We start from the raw sequence: 16,279 nt of genomic DNA, 5'->3' as shown, positions 1-16,279 counted from the left end.
GTGGGACTACCAGCGGTAGTGCGCGAAGGCCTTGTTGGACTCGGCCATCTTGTGCGTGTCCTCGCGCTTCTTGACGGCAGCGCCAAGACCGTTGGAGGCGTCGAGCAGCTCGTTCATGAGGCGCTCGGTCATGGTCTTCTCACGGCGGGCGCGGGAGTAACCCACGAGCCAGCGGAGGGCCAGGGTCGACTGACGACCCGGCTTGACCTCGACGGGGACCTGGTAGGTCGCGCCACCGACACGGCGGGACTTGACCTCGAGGGACGGCTTGACGTTCTCCAGCGCGCGCTTCAGCGTGATGACCGGGTCGTTGCCGGTCTTCTCGCGGAGGCCTTCCATGGCGCCGTAGACGATGCGCTCGGCGGTGGAGCGCTTGCCGTTCAGGAGGATCTTGTTGATGAGCGAGGTCACCAGAGGAGATGCGTAGACCGGGTCGATGATGACCGGGCGCTTCGGGGCGGGGCCCTTACGAGGCATTCTTACTTCTCCTTCTTGGCGCCGTAGCGGCTGCGGGCCTGCTTGCGGTTCTTGACAGCCTGGGTGTCAAGCGCACCGCGGATGATCTTGTAACGAACACCCGGCAGGTCCTTCACACGGCCACCACGCACGAGCACGATCGAGTGCTCCTGCAGGTTGTGTCCCTCACCCGGAATGTAAGCGGTGACCTCGATGCCGGAGGTCAGACGCACACGCGCGACCTTACGGAGCGCCGAGTTCGGCTTCTTCGGGGTGGTCGTGAACACACGCGTGCAGACGCCACGGCGCTGGGGCGAAGCCTCAAGCGCGGGCGTCTTCGTCTTCTCGACCTTGTCCTGCCGGCCCTTACGGACCAGCTGCTGGATCGTAGGCACTACTTCTCCGGTTTCTGTGTGCCGTGTAGTGAAGCTAACCTGGAACTTTGCCGACCCACGCGGTCGGGTGTGTCGGATCCGGCGGGACTCCGCGCAAGCACGGAAACGCATGGATCGCGGTGGCTGATCCGGCTCTCATGCGGTTGATGGACACGCACAGGAGCCCAGGCACACCCCAGGCACAAGGTCTGAGCGTACCTACCGCATCCCATCCGGTCAAAACAAAGGCCCGCGCGGGACGGCCGGGACATCGCCGCCGGTCATGTGCCACTTGGGCGAGGCCCTCGTGTGGCCGCTCCGACTCGCGCATGTGGTAAAGGCGTGGTACGCGATGCCGGACGAAGCGGCCCTCCCCGCGAACTAAACTGCCTCGGCATTCAGCGATGCAGCGAATTCAGCGATTCACCCCAACCGGCACGACCAACCACCAGGGAGCGGGACATTGCGGACGGTCACCACGGAGCCGACGGCCGCCGACAGTCCGGTCCGCCCGTCGCCCCGCCGCCGGTCCCCGCGATCCGCCCGCCCGTACGGGCCCCTGCTCGCGTTCCTCGTCACCTCGGCGGCGTTCTGCGCGGCCTGGGCGGCCCGCGGCACCTTCCCCTTCGGCAACACCGGCCGGGCCCTCAACGACCAGGCCAACCAGTACGTGCCCTTCCACCGGGCGCTGTGGGACCTGGTCCACGGGCAGGCCGCCGGCGACGTGCTCTTCACCTGGCGCGGCGGCTTCGGCCAGCAGTTCCTGTCCGACTACTACACGTACCTCGGCAACCCGTTCTCCTGGCTGGCCGTCCTGGTCCCGCGCGCGCACGTCGACCTCGCCGTCTTCGCGGTCACCCCAATCACGATGGGCGCCGCAGCCGCCGTCATGACGGTCTACCTCGGCAAGCTGCACCCGGGCCCGTGGTGGCAGCGCGGGGTCCTCGGCGCCTGCTACGGCCTGTGCGGCTGGGCGCTCAGCGACGCCTCGTACATCCCCATGTGGCTGTGGGGCCTGGTCGCCCTCCCCCTGCTCGGCATCGCCGTCGAGTGGTGCCTGGAGGAGCGCCGCTGGCCGGGGGTGGCGCTGTTCGTCGCGCTCGCCTGGTTCGGCAACTTCTACACCGCGATGATGGCGACGATGGCCGCCTGCGTCCTGCTGGGCATCCGCCTGATCACCCGGGACATGACCGGCCGGCAGCGGCTGCGCGCCCTGTGGCGGGCCTCGAGCGCCGCCGCGACGGGCATCGCGCTCACCCTCCCGCTGCTGCTGCCGTCGTTCCTGTCCAGCGGGTCCGCGCAGCCCACCCAGGCCGGGGCCTTCGAGCCGGTGCGGATCGAGGTCTTCCTGGCCGGGATGCTCCCGGCCACCCACCTGTGGGGCGGCCGGCCGCGGCTGTACGTGGCCTCGCTGGGCCTGATCCTCGCCGGATCGTTCCTCTTCAACGCCGCCATCGCGAGGAAGACCCGCCTGGTGTGGGCCGCGGCCACGCTGCTCGTCCTCGCCTCGTTCCAGTTCCCGCCGACCCAGTACCTGTGGCACGGGCTGGCGGTGCCGAACGGCAATCCGTACCGCGAGGCCTTCGTCTTCAGCGGCATGGTCGTGATCCTGGCCTGGCTGGCGCTGGCCCACCGCCCGCGCCCGCTCCACCTGGCACTGACGGCCGCCCTGCTGGTCGCGGCCACCTTCGTCCTGCGCCACACCGACGACTTCGGCGGCTGGACCTGGCACGCGGTGCTGATCGGCGGCGGAGTCTCGCTGCTCGCCCTGACCCTGCTGTCGCTGGGCGCGAAGCACCGGGTGCTGATCCCCGTGGCCGCGGTCCTCATGGTCGGCGTCGTCTTCGCGGAGTCCACGGTGGCGGCCGCGGGCGCGGACGCCCGCCGGGCCCGCGAGCGCTGGGCGAAGCCGGTCGCCACCTCGAACCGCTCGATCGGCGCCCACTTCGACGCCGTCCGGCAGGTGGACGGCTGGCCCGCGTACCGGACGGACTCGGGCGCGCCGCAGACCTCGTACAACGACGCCCTCGCCCTGCGGGCCGAGGGCCCGCAGTACTACAGCAGCTACCTGCCGGAGGCCACGTACCGGGCCCTGGAGCCCCTCGGGTACGGCTTCAAGAACGACGGCCGGACCTTCTTCGGCGCCGACAGCCCGGTGCTCGACGCGATCTTCGCGATCGGCGCCCGGGTCCGCCCCGGCCCGGCGAAGGACACCTGGACGGCCACCCGCTTCCCCGCCCCTCCCCTGGTGACGGTCCGCAGCGCCGCCTACACCTCCCCGAACCCGGCCGACAGCGTCTACGCCCGCCAGGAGAACGTCCTGGGCGCCACCGTCTACCAGGTCCCGCAGGTCACCCGGGGCGGCAGCGCCACGGAGCAGACGTACGCCGCCCAGTGCACCCCCGGCTCCGAGGCCTACTGGTTCTCCCCCGAGCTCTACGGCACGCTCGCCTCCGCCGGCACCTCCCGCCCCCTGGAAGACCGGATGACCGGAGTGGTCAGGCTGGGCGAGGTCCCCGCGGACGGCAGGGTCGCGGTGGCGGTGAACACCGGCACGAAGGACGCGACGGCGGGCGAGCACCCCGTCGGCTGCCTGGACCGCGCCGCCCTGGACACGGCGATCACCTCGCTGAAGTCCACCGGCGCCACCGAAGTGACCGCCGCCGGCCACAGCGTCGAGGCCACCCTCCCCAAGGGCGCCAGGGGCACGGCGGTCTTCGCGATGACCGACGTCCCCGGCTGGCAGTGCACGGCCCCGGTGAAGAGCTTCCACGGCCTGGTCTCCGTGGACATCCCCGCAGGCACGGACAAGGTCTCCTGCGCGTTCACCCCCAAGGGCCTCACCCCGGGCCTGGCAGCCGCCACCCTGGCCCTCCTGGCCCTCGCATCGGCCACGGTGGCAGGCCTCCGCCGCCGCCGCGCCTGACGGCGTCCCAAGGCCCCGGGGAATCCCCCGGGCCCCGGACACCGGGGGCCGGACAAGAAGAAGCCCCCCGCCGCTCCTCTCGGAGCAGCGGGGGGCTTCTTCTTACGAGCTCTTAGCCGTTGTACGGGCCGTAGTCGTAGTCCTCCAGCGGGACAGCCTGGCCGGAGCCGGTGCCGAAGGGCGAGTAGTCGATGTCGTCGTAGCCGACGGCCGAGTACATCGCGGCCTTCGCCTCCTCGGTGGGCTCGACCCGGATGTTGCGGTAGCGGGCGAGGCCCGTACCGGCCGGGATGAGCTTACCGATGATGACGTTCTCCTTGAGGCCGATGAGGCTGTCGGACTTGGCGTTGATCGCCGCATCCGTCAGGACTCGGGTCGTCTCCTGGAAGGAGGCGGCCGACAGCCAGGATTCCGTCGCCAGCGAGGCCTTGGTGATACCCATCAGCTGCGGACGGCCGGAGGCGGGGTGACCGCCCTCGGTGACCACACGACGGTTCTCGGTCTCGAAGCGCGAGCGCTCGACGAGCTCGCCCGGCAGGAGCTCCGCATCGCCGGACTCGATGATCGTCACGCGGCGGAGCATCTGCCGGATGATGATCTCGATGTGCTTGTCGTGGATCGACACGCCCTGCGAGTTGTAGACCTTCTGGACTTCGCCGACCAGGTGGACCTGGACCGCACGCTGGCCGAGGATGCGCAGCACGTCGTGCGGGTTGGTGGCACCCGCGGTGAGCTTCTGGCCCACCTCGACGTGGTCACCCTCGTGCACGATGACCTTGGCGCGCTTCGAGATCGGGAAGGCCGTCTCGTCGCTGCCGTCGTCCGGCGTGATGACGATCTTCTTCGTCTTCTCGGTCTCCTCGATCCGCACGCGGCCGGCGGCCTCGGAGATCGGGGCGACACCCTTCGGGGTACGGGCCTCGAAGAGCTCGACGACACGCGGCAGACCCTGCGTGATGTCGTCACCGGCCACACCACCGGTGTGGAAGGTACGCATCGTCAGCTGGGTACCGGGCTCACCGATGGACTGGGCGGCGATGATGCCGACCGCCTCACCGATGTCGACCAGCTTGCCGGTGGCGAGCGAGCGTCCGTAGCAGAAGGCACAGGTGCCGACCGCGGACTCACAGGTCAGGACCGAGCGGGTCTTGACCTCCTCGACGCCGTTGGCGACCAGGGCGTCGATCAGGACGTCACCGAGGTCGACGTTGGCCGGCGCGATGACCTTGCCGTCGATGACGACGTCCTCGGCCAGCATGCGGGCGTAGATCGAGGTCTCGACGTCGTCGGCCTTGCGCAGCACGCCGTCCTCGCCGCGAACGGCGATCTTCAGCTTCAGGCCGCGCTCGGTGCCGCAGTCCTCCTCGCGGATGATCACGTCCTGCGAGACGTCCACCAGACGACGGGTCAGGTAACCCGAGTCGGCGGTACGCAGGGCGGTGTCCGCCAGACCCTTACGGGCACCGTGCGTGGAGATGAAGTACTCCAGAACGGTGAGGCCCTCACGGAAGGACGCCTTGATCGGACGCGGGATGGTCTCGTTCTTCGCGTTCGACACCAGACCACGCATACCGGCGATCTGTCGCATCTGCATCATGTTTCCTCGGGCACCCGAGTCAACCATCATGAAGATGGGGTTCGTCTTGGGGAAGTTCGCGTTCATCGCCTCGGCAACCTCGTTGGTCGCCTTGGTCCAGATCGCGATGAGCTCCTGCGTGCGCTCGTCCTTGGTGATCAGACCGCGCTCGTACTGCTTCTGGACCTTCTCGTCCATCGCCTCGTAGCCCGCGACGATGCCCTTCTTGGCCTCGGGCACGACGACGTCGGAGATGGCCACGGTGACGCCCGAACGGGTCGCCCAGTGGAAGCCGGCCGCCTTCAGGTTGTCGAGCGTCGCCGCCACGATGACCTTGGGGTAGCGCTCCGCCAGGTCGTTGACGATCTCGGAGAGCTGCTTCTTGCCCACCGAGTAGTCGACGAACGGGTAGTCCTCGGGCAGCAGCTCGTTGAAGAGCGCGCGGCCCAGGGAGGTGCGCAGACGGAAGCTGTCGCCCGGCTGGAACTCCTGCTCGCCCTCTTCGGCGACCGGCGGCACCCAGCCGCGCGGCGGGATGGTGCCCACCGGGAAGCGGATGTCGACGGACGACTGCAGCGCGAGCTCGCCGGCGTCGAACGCCATGATCGCCTCGGCCGTGGAGCCGAACGCGCGGCCCTCGCCCTTGGTGTCACGGAGCTCACCGTCGGTGGTCAGGAAGAACAGACCGAGGACCATGTCCTGGGTCGGCATCGTGACCGGACGGCCGTCGGCCGGCTTCAGGATGTTGTTCGAGGACAGCATCAGGATGCGGGCCTCGGCCTGCGCCTCCGCGGAGAGCGGCAGGTGCACGGCCATCTGGTCACCGTCGAAGTCCGCGTTGAACGCGGTGCAGACGAGCGGGTGGATCTGGATGGCCTTGCCTTCGACCAGCTGGGGCTCGAAGGCCTGGATGCCGAGGCGGTGCAGCGTGGGTGCACGGTTCAGCAGCACCGGGTGCTCGGCGATGACCTCTTCGAGCACGTCGTACACGACCGTGCGGCCGCGCTCGACCATGCGCTTCGCCGACTTGATGTTCTGCGCGTGGTTCAGGTCGACCAGGCGCTTCATCACGAACGGCTTGAAGAGCTCCAGCGCCATGGCCTTGGGCAGACCACACTGGTGCAGCTTCAGCTGCGGACCGACGACGATCACGGAACGCGCGGAGTAGTCCACGCGCTTGCCGAGGAGGTTCTGACGGAATCGACCCTGCTTGCCCTTGAGCATGTCGCTCAGGGACTTCAGCGGACGGTTGCCGGGACCGGTCACCGGACGACCACGACGACCGTTGTCGAAGAGGGCGTCCACGGCCTCCTGAAGCATGCGCTTCTCGTTGTTCACGATGATCTCGGGGGCACCGAGGTCGAGGAGGCGCTTCAGACGGTTGTTGCGGTTGATCACGCGGCGGTACAGGTCGTTCAGGTCGGAGGTCGCGAAGCGGCCACCGTCCAGCTGCACCATCGGACGCAGGTCCGGCGGGATGACCGGCACGCAGTCGAGCACCATGCCCTTGGGGCTGTTGCTGGTCTGCAGGAACGCGGAGACGACCTTGAGGCGCTTGAGCGCACGGGTCTTCTTCTGGCCCTTGCCGGTACGGATGATCTCGCGGAGGCGCTCGGCCTCCTCCTCGAGGTCGAAGGACTCCAGGCGCTTCTGCAGCGCCGCGGCACCCATCGAACCGTCGAAGTACGTACCGAAGCGGTCGCGCAGCTCGCGGTAGAGCAGCTCGTCGCCCTCGAGGTCCTGGACCTTGAGGTTCTTGAAGCGGTTCCACACCTCGTCGAGGCGGTCGATCTCGCGCTGGGCGCGGTCACGGAGCTGCTTCATCTCGCGCTCGGCGCCTTCGCGCACCTTGCGGCGCACGTCGGCCTTGGCGCCCTCGGCCTCGAGCTCGGCCAGGTCGGTCTCGAGCTTCTTGGCACGGCCTTCGAGGTCCGCGTCGCGGCGGTTCTCGATCTGCTGGCGCTCGACGGAGACGTGGGCCTCCAGCGACGGCAGGTCGCGCTGACGGCGCTCGTCGTCGACGAACGTGATCATGTACGCGGCGAAGTAGATGACCTTCTCGAGGTCCTTCGGCGCGAGGTCCAGCAGGTAGCCAAGGCGCGACGGGACGCCCTTGAAGTACCAGATGTGGGTGACGGGAGCGGCAAGCTCGATGTGGCCCATCCGCTCACGACGCACCTTGGCGCGCGTGACCTCGACGCCACAGCGCTCACAGATGATGCCCTTGAAGCGGACACGCTTGTACTTGCCGCAGTAGCACTCCCAGTCCCGGGTAGGACCGAAGATCTTCTCGCAGAAGAGTCCGTCCTTCTCGGGCTTGAGGGTGCGGTAGTTGATGGTCTCCGGCTTCTTGACCTCGCCGTGCGACCAGGTTCGGATGTCGTCCGCGGTGGCAAGGCCGATCCGCAGCTCGTCGAAGAAGTTGACGTCGAGCACTGTGCGTCAATCCCTCTTTCGGGGTCGAGTCTCAATCATGGTCTGAACGGTCCCGGGGATGACGGGGGGCTCTTGAGCGAGCCCCCCGTCAGGCCCGTCAGACCTCTTCGACGCTGCTCGGCTCGCGCCGGGACAGGTCGATACCGAGCTCCTCCGCCGCGCGGAAGACGTCCTCGTCGGTGTCGCGCATCTCGATGGACATGCCGTCCGAGGACAGCACCTCCACGTTGAGGCAGAGCGACTGCATTTCCTTGATGAGCACCTTGAAGGACTCGGGAATGCCCGGCTCGGGGATGTTCTCGCCCTTGACGATGGCCTCGTAGACCTTCACGCGGCCGGTGACGTCGTCGGACTTGATGGTCAGCAGCTCCTGGAGGGCGTAAGCGGCGCCATAAGCCTCGAGCGCCCACACCTCCATCTCACCGAAGCGCTGGCCACCGAACTGCGCCTTACCACCCAGCGGCTGCTGCGTGATCATCGAGTACGGACCGGTCGACCGAGCGTGGAGCTTGTCGTCGACCAGGTGGTGGAGCTTGAGGATGTACATGTACCCGACCGAGATCGGGTCCGGGAACGGCTCGCCGGAGCGGCCGTCGAACAGGCGCGCCTTGCCGGACGGGAGGACCAGGCGGTCACCGTCGCGGTTCGGGATGGTGTGCTCGAACAGGCCGGCGAGCTCGTCCTCGCGGGCGCCGTCGAACACGGGGGTGGCGACGTTGGTACCGGGCTCGACGCGGTCGGCACCGATGACCTTCAGACGCTCGGCCCACTCCTCCGCCAGGCCGGAGACGTCCCAGCCGCGGCTGGCGAGCCAGCCGAGGTGGATCTCCAGGACCTGTCCCGGGTTCATTCGGGACGGGACACCCAGCGGGTTCAGGATGATGTCGACCGGGGTGCCGTCCTCGAGGAAGGGCATGTCCTCGATCGGAAGGATCTTGGAGATGACACCCTTGTTGCCGTGGCGGCCGGCGAGCTTGTCACCGTCGGTGATCTTGCGCTTCTGGGCGACGTAGACGCGGACCAGCTGGTTCACGCCCGGAGGAAGCTCGTCGCCCTCCTCGCGGTCGAAGACGCGGACACCGATGACCTTGCCGATCTCACCGTGAGGCACCTTGAGCGAGGTGTCACGCACCTCGCGGGCCTTCTCACCGAAGATCGCGCGGAGCAGGCGCTCCTCCGGGGTCAGCTCGGTCTCACCCTTGGGCGTGACCTTGCCGACCAGGATGTCGCCGGCGACGACGTCCGCACCGATGCGGATGATGCCGCGCTCGTCGAGGTCGGCGAGGACCTCTTCGGAGACGTTCGGGATGTCCCGGGTGATCTCCTCGGGGCCCAGCTTGGTGTCACGGGCGTCGACCTCGTGCTCCTCGATGTGGATCGAGGAGAGGACGTCGTCCTGCACGAGGCGCTGCGACAGGATGATCGCGTCCTCGTAGTTGTGGCCTTCCCACGGCATGAACGCGACGAGCAGGTTCTTGCCGAGGGCCATTTCGCCCTCTTCGGTGGCCGGGCCGTCGGCGAGGACCTGGGCCTCGACGATCCGGTCGCCCTCGTTGACGATGACCTTCTGGTTGACCGAGGTGCCCTGGTTCGAGCGGGAGAACTTGGCGACGCGGTACGTGGTGTACGTGCCGTCGTCGTTGGCGACGGTGATGTAGTCGGCCGAGACCTCCTGGACGACACCGTCCTTCTCCGCCTTGATCGAGTCACCGGCGTCGACCGCACAGCGGTACTCCATGCCGGTGCCGACGAGCGGCGCCTCCGCCTTGATGAGCGGAACGGCCTGGCGCATCATGTTCGCGCCCATGAGGGCACGGTTGGCGTCGTCGTGCTCGAGGAAGGGGATCATCGCGGTCGCGACGGACACCATCTGGCGCGGCGAGACGTCCATGTAGTCGACGTCGCCGCCGGCGATGTAGTCGATCTCGCCACCACGACGGCGGACCAGGACGCGGTTCTCGGTGAAGCGCATCTCATCGTTCAGGGCGGCGTTCGCCTGGGCGATGACGAAGCGGTCTTCCTCGTCGGCCGTGAGGTAGTCGACCTCGTCGGTGACGACACCCTCGACGACCTTGCGGTACGGGGTCTCGATGAAGCCGAACGGGTTGATCCGGCCGTAGGAGGCCAGCGAGCCGATCAGACCGATGTTCGGGCCTTCGGGCGTCTCGATCGGGCACATGCGGCCGTAGTGCGACGGGTGAACGTCACGGACCTCGAAGCCGGCCCGCTCACGGGACAGACCACCCGGGCCGAGGGCGTTGAGACGACGCTTGTGCGTCAGGCCCGACAGCGGGTTGTTCTGGTCCATGAACTGCGACAGCTGGCTGGTGCCGAAGAACTCCTTGATGGAGGCGACGACCGGCCGGATGTTGATCAGGGTCTGCGGCGTGATCGCCTCGACGTCCTGAGTCGTCATGCGCTCGCGCACGACGCGCTCCATACGGGCCAGACCCGTACGGACCTGGTTCTGGATGAGCTCGCCGACGTTGCGGATACGACGGTTGCCGAAGTGGTCGATGTCGTCGGTCTCGACGACGATCTCCCGGCCCGACTCGCCGACCGTCTCGGTCTCGCCCGCGTGCAGCTTGACCAGGTACTTGATCGTCGCGATGACGTCGTCGGTGGTCAGCACACCGGCGTCGAGCGGCTCGTCGGCGCCGAGCTTCTTGTTCACCTTGTAGCGGCCGACCTTCGCGAGGTCGTAGCGCTTCGGGTTGAAGTAGAGGTTCTCGAGCAGCGTCTGAGCGGCCTCGCGGGTCGGCGGCTCGCCCGGGCGCAGCTTGCGGTAGATGTCGAGCAGCGCGTCGTCCTGGCCCTGGGTGTGGTCCTTCTCCAGGGTGGCGCGCATGGACTCGTACTCGCCGAACTCCTCGAGGATCTGCTCGGTGGTCCAGCCGAGAGCCTTCAGGAGGACGGTGACGGACTGCTTGCGCTTGCGGTCGATGCGGACACCGACCATGTCGCGCTTGTCGACCTCCATCTCCAGCCAGGCACCCCGGGACGGGATGATCTTGGCGGAGAAGATGTCCTTGTCGGACGTCTTGTCGATGGAGGAGTCGAAGTAGACACCGGGGGAACGGACGAGCTGCGACACCACGACACGCTCGGTGCCGTTGATGACGAAGGTGCCCTTGTTGGTCATGAGCGGGAAATCGCCCATGAAGACCGTCTGAGACTTGATCTCACCGGTCTCGTTGTTCGTGAACTCGGCCGTGACGAAGAGCGGCGCCGCGTACGTGAAGTCGCGCTCCTTGCACTCGTCGACGGAGTTCTTCGCCGGCTCGAACCGGTGGTCGCGGAACGTCAGCGACATCGAACCGGAGAAGTCCTCGATCGGCGAGATCTCCTCGAAGATCTCTTCCAGACCGGACTTGGTGGGAACGTCCTGTCCACTCTCGAGCGCCGACTCGACGCGAGACTTCCAGGCTGCATTGCCGAGCAGCCAGTCAAAGCTCTCGGTTTGCAGCGCCAGGAGGTTCGGAACCTCGAGGGGCTCCTTGATCTTTGCAAAGGAGATGCGCAGCGGGGCGGTGCTGGCACCGGTGTTCGTATTGGTCGAGGCGTTGCGCGAGGCGGCCAAGAGGGGGTCCTTCCGAGGGCTCGGACTCACTACGCGCGTACCGGTCCCAGCTGACACAGAAGACGGCCCGCCTGATCTGGCCGATAAGGCCTGGTCAGGGCGTATCAATCAAGTGTGCTCGAGCGTGGGCATGCCCCTGGCGACGGGCAGGGGGCAGCTAACAGGCAGCGCAAAGGGTCAGTGTAGCCACTTGGCTCACTGATGTCCAGACCAGGTTTCCGGAAACCGGCAACAGGCCTTCCCCATGTCGTCTAAACCAACCCTGCAACCCTGCGATCCTGCGTCCCACATTGCGGCCCGTACCTACAGAGCGCGTATCAGTACTGCCCTCTTCGTAGCCGATCCATGCCTCGGATCTCGGATCCGTGTCCCGGATCCCGGATCGGGCGGACCGATCCCGCAACGGGTCTGAGAATTGCGCGCCGCGTGCCGTTCGTCAAGGCCCCCTGCTCCGTGCGGATCATCTCCGGACCCGACCGCGGGGCAACGATGATCACCCTACTCCCCAACGGGACCAGGGCAAGTCAGGCACTGCGGATACGCCAAAGGGCGACCACCCTTACGGGTGATCGCCCTTGGTTGGGGCCTCAGAGGGCCCCGGAGGTGTTACTTGACCTCGACGGCCGCACCGGCAGCCTTGAGGGACTCGGCAGCCTTCTCGGCGGCCTCCTTGTTGACCTTCTCGAGGACCGGCTTCGGGGTGCCGTCGACGAGGTCCTTGGCCTCCTTCAGGCCCAGGGAGGTCAGCTCACGCACGACCTTGATGACCTGGATCTTCTTGTCGCCCGCACCGGTGAGGATGACGTCGAACTCGTCCTTCTCCTCCTCGGCCTCGGCAACGGCGCCCGGGCCGGCCGGACCGGCAACGGCGACGGCCGCGGCGGCGGTGACGTCGAACTTCTCCTCGAAGGCCTTCACGAACTCGGAGAGCTCGATGAGGGTCATCTCCTCGAACTGGGCGAGGAGGTCGTCCTGAGAGAGCTTCGCCATGATGGGCGATCCTTCCACTAAATCGGCAGGTGCCGGATGTATATAGAGGCGGGCGTAACGGCCCGCTACGACCCACGCACTAGGCGGCGTGGATCAGTGCGCGAGCCGAATTACTCGGCACCGCCCTGCTCGGCGAGCTTGACGCGAAGCGCTTCCGCAGTGCGGACGAACTTCGACGGCAGCGCCTGGAAGAGCGAGGCAGCCTGGGACTGCTTGCCCTTGAACGCGCCGGCCAGCTTGCTGAGCAGAACCTCGCGGGACTCGAGGTCCGCAAGCTTCTTGATCTCATCGGCGGTGAGCGCCTTACCATCAAGGACACCCGCCTTGATGATGAGGTTGGGGTTTTCCTTGGCGAAGTCACGCAGGCTCTTCGCCGACTCCACCGGGTCACCGGTGATGAAGGCGACCGCGGTCGGACCAGCGAAGTGCTCGTCCAGCGCGGTGATCCCGGCCTGGTTGGCCGCAATCTTGGTCAGCGTGTTCTTCACCACGGCGTACTGGGCGTTCTCACCAAGGGAGCGACGCAGCGTCTTGAGCTGCGCGACGGTGAGACCCCGGTACTCGGTCAGCACGGCGGCGTTCGAGCTCTGGAACGCGTCCTTGAGCTCGGCTACCGATGCAGCCTTGTTGGGCGTCGGCATGGTGCGTTCGCCTCCTTCCGGGTGATGAGGACCGCTCAGAAGGGGCTGAAATAAGAAACGCCCCGGCGCAGGCGCCAGGGCGTGGCTCAACCGGAACGAATTCCGGGAACCTTCCACAGTCACCTACGCGGGTCGTCCGCAGTCAGCGGATCCTTCGGCCACCGAACCCTTGCGGGCACGGCAACGACCAGCGGTCTTTGGCTTCTGGTGAAGACTACGCGACCCGGCACCGGTCAGGCAAATCGGTCAGCGGCCGAGGCCGGCGGCCCCGGCCCGCTGCGCCCGGAGGCCGTCCCGGAGCAAGAAAACGGGCCCCTCGCCGCCCTGTGAGGGGGCGAGGGGCCCGTTTCAGCCACTCAGGTGAGCCGGAGGCTCAGCGGGGGGCTCAGACAGCGGCCGGGTCTTCCTCGACGAGGAGGTTCCGGGTGCGGTTCGAGTCCAGCTGGATGCCGGGGCCCATCGTGGTGCTCAGGGCGGCCTTCTTGACGTAGCGGCCCTTCGCGGCGGACGGCTTCAGACGAAGGATCTCGTCCAGGGCCGCACCGTAGTTCTCGACCAGCTGCTCATCGGAGAAGGAGACCTTGCCGATGATGAAGTGCAGGTTCGAGTGCTTGTCGACACGGAACTCGATCTTGCCACCCTTGATCTCGGTGACAGCCTTGGCAACGTCCATGGTGACGGTGCCGGTCTTCGGGTTCGGCATCAGGCCACGGGGACCGAGCACGCGGCCGAGGCGGCCGACCTTGCCCATGAGGTCCGGGGTGGCGACAACCGCGTCGAACTCGTTCAGGCGGTTGCCCTTGGCGATCTCGTTGATCAGCTCGTCGTCGCCGACGATGTCGGCGCCGGCGGCTTCCGCGGCCGCAGCACGGTCACCGGTCGCGAAGACCAGGACCCGGGCGGTCTTACCGGTGCCGTGCGGGAGGTTCACGGTGCCACGGACCATCTGGTCGGCCTTGCGCGGGTCGACACCCAGGCGGAAGGCAACCTCGACGGTGGCGTCGAACTTGGTCGTGGAGGTCTCCTTGGCGAGACGGACGGCCTCGAGCGGGGCGTACAGCTTCTCCCGGTCGACCTTGGCGTCCGCAGCGCGGAGAGTCTTGCTGCGCTTCACTTCTGCTCCTGTATTTCGGCTTCAGGCATGGAGTCGTGGTGCGGACCAGCGCTTGGTCCTACCACTGGTGGTGCTGGGGTGGCTGGATCAGCCTTCGACCGTGACGCCCATCGAGCGCGCGGTGCCGGCGATGATCTTCATCGCGGCGTCGACGTCGTTGGCGTTGAGGTCGGGCATCTTCAGCTCGGCGATCTCGCGGACCTGGGCGCCGGTGAGCTTGGCGACCTTGGTCTTGTGGGGCTCGCCGGAGCCCTTCTCGATGCCCGCGGCCTTGAGGATCAGGCGCGCGGCCGGCGGAGTCTTGGTGATGAAGGTGAAGGTGCGGTCCTCGTAGACCGTGATCTCCACCGGCACGACCATGCCACGCTGCGACTCGGTCGCGGCGTTGTAGGCCTTGCAGAACTCCATGATGTTGACGCCGTGCTGACCGAGCGCGGGGCCGACCGGCGGAGCCGGGTTGGCCGCACCGGCCTTGATCTGGAGCTTGATAAGCCCCGTGACCTTCTTCTTCTTGGGAGGCATTGCTCTCTCCGGGTCCTAGTGAGAGTTTTTCGCCGCCGATCCGGTCATCCGGATGGAGGCATACCGCACCACGATAACGGGTATCGGAGCGGGGCTAAAAACCGAGCAGGTCAGACCGCCCTTTGCGGGGCGATCTGACCTGTCCGGAAGCTTGCTTCAGAAGATCAGTTCAGTTCTTCTGGATCTGGTCGAAGCTGAGCTCGACCGGAGTCTCGCGACCGAAGATCTCGACGAGGCCCTTGACCTTCTTCGAGTCGGGGTTGATCTCGTTGATGGTCGCCTGCAGCGTCGCGAACGGGCCGTCGGTGACGGTGACCGAGTCGCCGACCTCGAAGTCCAGGACCTCGATGGTGCGCTTGACGGCGGGCGCGGGCAGGCCGGCCTCTTCCGCGGCGGCCTTGGCGGCCTTCTCCTGCGCCTCCGGGGCGAGCATCTTGACGATCTCGTCCAGCGTCAGCGGGTACGGGTCGTACGCGTTGCCGACGAAGCCGGTGACACCGGGGGTGTTGCGGACGACGCCCCAGGACTCGTTCGTCAGATCCATGCGGACGAGAACGTAGCCGGGCAGCTTGTTCTGCCGGACGTTCTTGCGCTCGCCGTTCTTGATCTGGACGATCTCTTCCTCGGGCACCTCGGCCTGGTAGATGAACTCCTCGACGTTCAGCGAGACGGCGCGCTGCTCCAGGTTGGCCTTCACGCGCTTCTCGTAGCCGGCGTAGGTGTGGATCACGTACCACTCGCCGGGCAGGAGGCGCAGCTCCTCGCGCAGGGCCTGGATGGGGTCGACGGGCTCGGCGGGCTCGGCCTCGGTCTCCTCGGCGGCCTCGGCCTCGACCTCGTCGGCTGCCTCGGTCTCCTCGGCCGCCTCTTCGTCCTCGTCGGCGGCCTCTTCGACCTCGGCGTCGTCCTCGGACTCGGCGTCGACCTCGTCCTCGATGTGCAGCGCGGCCTCTTCGGCGGCGACACCGGCCTCGGCGTCGGCGAGCTCGACCTCGTCCGGGTCCACAGCGTCTGCCGCCTCGACGATGTCGAGCGCGTCCTCGACGGACTCGACGGAGTCGTGGCTCGCGTTCAGGTTCGGGTCAGACACGGTGGCTGCTTCTTCCTGGATACAAAAGGTGGTCGAACATGCGAAAACGGGCGGCACCCATCAAGGCGCCGCCCTCCGCGGGGATCAGCCGAAGACGAACTTGATGGCTTCCTGGAACCCATAGTCAATCACGGTCACCAGACCGATCATGATGACGACGAAGACAATCACCACGGTGGTGTACGTCGTGAGCTGATTGCGCGTCGGCCAGACGACCTTGCGGAGCTCCGCGACGATCTGGCGGTAGAACAGTGCAAGCCGGCCCAGAGGACCCTTCTTCCCGCGCTTGCCGCCCTTTCGGGCCTTCTTCTCGCGGGTGTCGTCCTCGGCGTCAGGCATGTCGATGGAGCCCAGGGCGTCCGTCACGTCTCTCACCTGAATCCGGGTCGTGGCCGTAGCCGCGCCCGGTTGCGCCGCACGGCGTTGCATCGAAGTACGTACCTGCGCACACGTCCGAGAAGGAGTGTGGAGCAGGGCCGGAGGGACTCGAACCCCCAACCGCTGGTTTTGGAGACCAGTGCTCTACCAATTGAGCTACGACCCTTTGCGTCCCCCAACCTACCGCATCCAGACG

At 67.1% G+C, this 16,279-nt stretch carries 11 protein-coding genes and 1 tRNA gene; 1 reads left to right on the top strand and 11 read right to left on the bottom strand.

The window, feature by feature from the left end; all coding sequences use genetic code 11:
* Positions 1-6: 6 nt before the first annotated feature.
* Both rpsG and rpsL read right to left on the bottom strand, forming a co-directional pair.
* On the bottom strand, positions 7-477 hold the full coding sequence (gene rpsG, locus ACFYXK_RS22390; protein WP_007265894.1) for a 30S ribosomal protein S7: 471 nt from the start codon (positions 475-477) through the stop codon (positions 7-9).
* 2 nt (positions 478-479) lie between these two features.
* Positions 480-851 carry a 30S ribosomal protein S12 gene (rpsL, locus tag ACFYXK_RS22385; RefSeq protein ID WP_007265893.1) on the bottom strand — a complete coding sequence of 124 codons (372 nt, stop codon included), beginning with the start codon at positions 849-851 and terminating at the stop codon, positions 480-482.
* A gap of 442 nt (positions 852-1,293) precedes the next feature.
* Here rpsL and ACFYXK_RS22380 point away from each other — a divergent pair, with 442 nt between their 5' ends.
* Complete coding sequence (locus ACFYXK_RS22380) at positions 1,294-3,756, top strand: YfhO family protein (RefSeq protein WP_389412718.1); 2,463 nt, start codon at positions 1,294-1,296, stop codon at positions 3,754-3,756.
* 112 nt (positions 3,757-3,868) lie between these two features.
* Here ACFYXK_RS22380 and ACFYXK_RS22375 read toward each other — a convergent pair whose 3' ends face one another.
* From ACFYXK_RS22375 to ACFYXK_RS22335, 9 genes are all read right to left on the bottom strand, one after another.
* Positions 3,869-7,768 (bottom strand): DNA-directed RNA polymerase subunit beta', encoded by a 3,900-nt coding sequence (locus tag ACFYXK_RS22375; RefSeq protein WP_383514189.1) that lies wholly within the window; start codon positions 7,766-7,768, stop codon positions 3,869-3,871.
* A gap of 97 nt (positions 7,769-7,865) precedes the next feature.
* On the bottom strand, positions 7,866-11,348 hold the full coding sequence (gene rpoB, locus ACFYXK_RS22370; RefSeq protein WP_389412717.1) for a DNA-directed RNA polymerase subunit beta: 3,483 nt from the start codon (positions 11,346-11,348) through the stop codon (positions 7,866-7,868).
* 606 nt (positions 11,349-11,954) lie between these two features.
* Positions 11,955-12,338 carry a 50S ribosomal protein L7/L12 gene (rplL, locus tag ACFYXK_RS22365; RefSeq protein ID WP_328968991.1) on the bottom strand — a complete coding sequence of 128 codons (384 nt, stop codon included), beginning with the start codon at positions 12,336-12,338 and terminating at the stop codon, positions 11,955-11,957.
* Between the two features lie 110 nt (positions 12,339-12,448).
* The gene (rplJ, locus tag ACFYXK_RS22360; protein ID WP_099889951.1) at positions 12,449-12,979 is read right to left on the bottom strand and encodes a 50S ribosomal protein L10; all 531 of its coding nucleotides are present in this window, start codon (positions 12,977-12,979) and stop codon (positions 12,449-12,451) included.
* A 385-nt stretch (positions 12,980-13,364) separates the two neighbouring features.
* On the bottom strand, positions 13,365-14,093 hold the full coding sequence (rplA, locus tag ACFYXK_RS22355) for a 50S ribosomal protein L1 (protein ID WP_030767269.1): 729 nt from the start codon (positions 14,091-14,093) through the stop codon (positions 13,365-13,367).
* A gap of 87 nt (positions 14,094-14,180) precedes the next feature.
* Entirely contained in the window at positions 14,181-14,615 is a 435-nt protein-coding gene (gene rplK, locus ACFYXK_RS22350; protein ID WP_030154660.1) for a 50S ribosomal protein L11, read from the bottom strand.
* A gap of 169 nt (positions 14,616-14,784) precedes the next feature.
* Positions 14,785-15,705 (bottom strand): transcription termination/antitermination protein NusG, encoded by a 921-nt coding sequence (nusG, locus tag ACFYXK_RS22345; RefSeq protein ID WP_389412716.1) that lies wholly within the window; start codon positions 15,703-15,705, stop codon positions 14,785-14,787.
* A gap of 84 nt (positions 15,706-15,789) precedes the next feature.
* Positions 15,790-16,071 carry a preprotein translocase subunit SecE gene (gene secE / locus ACFYXK_RS22340; protein WP_030298162.1) on the bottom strand — a complete coding sequence of 94 codons (282 nt, stop codon included), beginning with the start codon at positions 16,069-16,071 and terminating at the stop codon, positions 15,790-15,792.
* Between the two features lie 105 nt (positions 16,072-16,176).
* Positions 16,177-16,249, bottom strand: a tRNA-Trp gene (locus ACFYXK_RS22335).
* Positions 16,250-16,279: the final 30 nt, after the last annotated feature.

This window comes from Streptomyces sp. NPDC002209, from assembly GCF_042890265.1.
Taxonomy (GTDB): domain Bacteria; phylum Actinomycetota; class Actinomycetes; order Streptomycetales; family Streptomycetaceae; genus Streptomyces.
The sequence above is the reverse complement of the archived record's forward strand: the minus strand, read 5'-3'. Positions and strand labels throughout refer to the sequence as shown.

What these genes read in the sequence shown, in the direction of transcription:
- rpsG (WP_007265894.1), bottom strand. Translation starts at nt 477, where the DNA reads ATGCCTCGTAAGGGCCCCGCCCCGAAGCGCCCGGTCATCATCGACCCG.
- rplJ (WP_099889951.1), bottom strand. Translation starts at nt 12,979, where the DNA reads ATGCCGACGCCCAACAAGGCTGCATCGGTAGCCGAGCTCAAGGACGCG.
- rplK (WP_030154660.1), bottom strand. Translation starts at nt 14,615, where the DNA reads ATGCCTCCCAAGAAGAAGAAGGTCACGGGGCTTATCAAGCTCCAGATC.
- rplL (WP_328968991.1), bottom strand. Translation starts at nt 12,338, where the DNA reads ATGGCGAAGCTCTCTCAGGACGACCTCCTCGCCCAGTTCGAGGAGATG.